This window comes from Vibrio splendidus 12E03, assembly GCF_000272105.2.
Classification (GTDB): domain Bacteria; phylum Pseudomonadota; class Gammaproteobacteria; order Enterobacterales; family Vibrionaceae; genus Vibrio; species Vibrio splendidus_I.
Genome location: NZ_AJZD02000107.1, coordinates 1 through 1,897, shown reverse-complemented (window position 1 = coordinate 1,897; position 1,897 = coordinate 1). Strand labels below are relative to the sequence as shown.

The following is a 1,897-nucleotide window of genomic DNA, read 5'->3' as shown; positions in this document are numbered from 1 at the left end:
CTTGTTACCAAGTGCCGCCCCTCTAAGAACTGTACGTGCAACTTTCACTGCATACAGCTCAAGCCTCCGCTAAGGCGTATTACGTTACCCAGCAATCACAATGCAGCTAAAGCAGGTTCGAACCATGAGTTTCGTCCCAATTTCTTTGCCTTTCGTTCTTTAAGGAAAGGTTCGTAAAAAGGGTCATAAGGCGTTGCCTTGCTCATAATTTTCACATGCCTTTTAATTGGCGTTTTGGCTATCTGAACCAGATTAAAATGACAATCCATATTCGCGATCTTTTGCCAACCATGGAATTGCCATTCACCTCGTCGGTTCAAGTAATATTTTCTACGCACCCAATCTTTGTTTTTCGTTGGATGACGCCTTACCGCCCAACGCCATAACAACCAGAAAAGTTGATGACTTACATAGTCGAAAGTTCGCTTTGCCACGCAATGACGATAATAATTCGCCCAACCTCTCAGTTTTGGATTCAGTATTTTAATCAGATCGTTCACTGGAATTGTTGCGTGCTTTTTGATGAGTTCACGTAAGTTACCCAAAAATGACAGTACGTTGCTCTTACTTGGTTTAATAAGCAGTTTGCCTTTGTACTTTCTGAGATTAAATCCCAAAAAATCAAAACCATCATTTATATGAGTTACGTGTGTTTTCTCTTCAGAAAGTGTTAAACCTCTTTCTTCTAGAAAGCTAATTAGCTGCGGTTTGATGTTGTTCACCAAAACTTCCTTTGAAGTCCCAGTTATTACAAAATCATCAGCGTATCCAATGAAGTTGACTCTATCGCCAGTTTTACGTGCTACCGACTTAACCAGGTTTTCTAAACCTGCTAACGTCAACAGCATAAGCGTTGGGGAAATTATACCGCCTTGAGGCGTCCCCTCTGCTGTCTTGTAAAACAGTCCTTTATCGATAAAACCGCACTCAAGCCATTGCTTCAACATTCGTTTATCTGTTTGAATGTTATCGATTAGCCACTGATGACCAATTTTATCGAAACAAGCCTTAATGTCCCCCTCAAGAACCCATTGTGCTGAACGTTTAAGACCCAAGCATTTGAAGCATTGTTCGATTGCATCGGCTGTGCTTCTATTAGGTCGAAAACCATAGCTATTTAGGTCAGCAATGGTCTCAGAGATAGGCTCCAAGGCAAGTAGATAAAGCGCTTGTTGCGCTCGATCTATCATGCACGGAATACCTAAAGGTCTGAGTTTGCCGTTTTTCTTGGGGATATAGATACGTCTGAGTGGTTTAGCTTTGTAGCCTTTCCGACTCAATTGATTAACCGCTGCCACACGACGAGCATCCGTATTCCAGATGATGCCGTCGATTCCTGGCGTTTTGCTGCCTTTATTTTGTGACACTCGTTTAACGGCAAGAAGTTTTGCCGCTTTCGAGTGAGTTAGTATCCACTGCAAAGCTTTCGCCTTACTGCGTTTACCTTCTCGAGTTGCTTTTGCAATGCGTATTTGAAGCTTTAATACGTGTTGTTCGACGGCTTTCCAGTTAATGGATTGCCATCGAGTGCCGTTAGGAGAGGCACTAACTTCTTTTGAAGCTACCATTTGCATTTCTCCTTGAATAAAGTTCTTCAAATTATCTTGCAACGGGAGACCAGCTAGAAGTCAGCTCGCTTTCGCGCCAGATAACAACCTGTATCCGCATCATTACAACACGGCTTTCGCTTTTTCTAGCCTCCTTTACCTGCACCACTATCGGCTGTCTTTGCAGACCGCTTTCCCAAAGGGAGAAGTACAGGCTTACCCTGTTCCGTATGTCGCGCAACGTCGGGTTAGATGCCCACTATAATGCGGAGAGCGTCTTGATCACGAAAGAGCACTGTCCAATCTCTTTCCTACTCTCATGCCTTTTGGCCACAGCGTATTAACCACTT

The 1,897-nt window shown here is 43.4% G+C and carries 1 protein-coding gene; it reads right to left on the bottom strand.

Going from position 1 to position 1,897, the window contains the following annotated elements:
• Positions 1–95: 95 nt before the first annotated feature.
• Positions 96–1,568 carry a group II intron reverse transcriptase/maturase gene (gene ltrA, locus A142_RS09005; RefSeq protein WP_019820353.1) on the bottom strand — a complete coding sequence of 491 codons (1,473 nt, stop codon included), beginning with the start codon at positions 1,566–1,568 and terminating at the stop codon, positions 96–98.
• Between the last annotated feature and the right edge of the window lie 329 nt (positions 1,569–1,897).

Bases quoted from the DNA above. Each gene is read 5' to 3' on its own strand.
- ltrA (WP_019820353.1), bottom strand. From the start codon at position 1,568: ATGGTAGCTTCAAAAGAAGTTAGTGCCTCTCCTAACGGCACTCGATGG.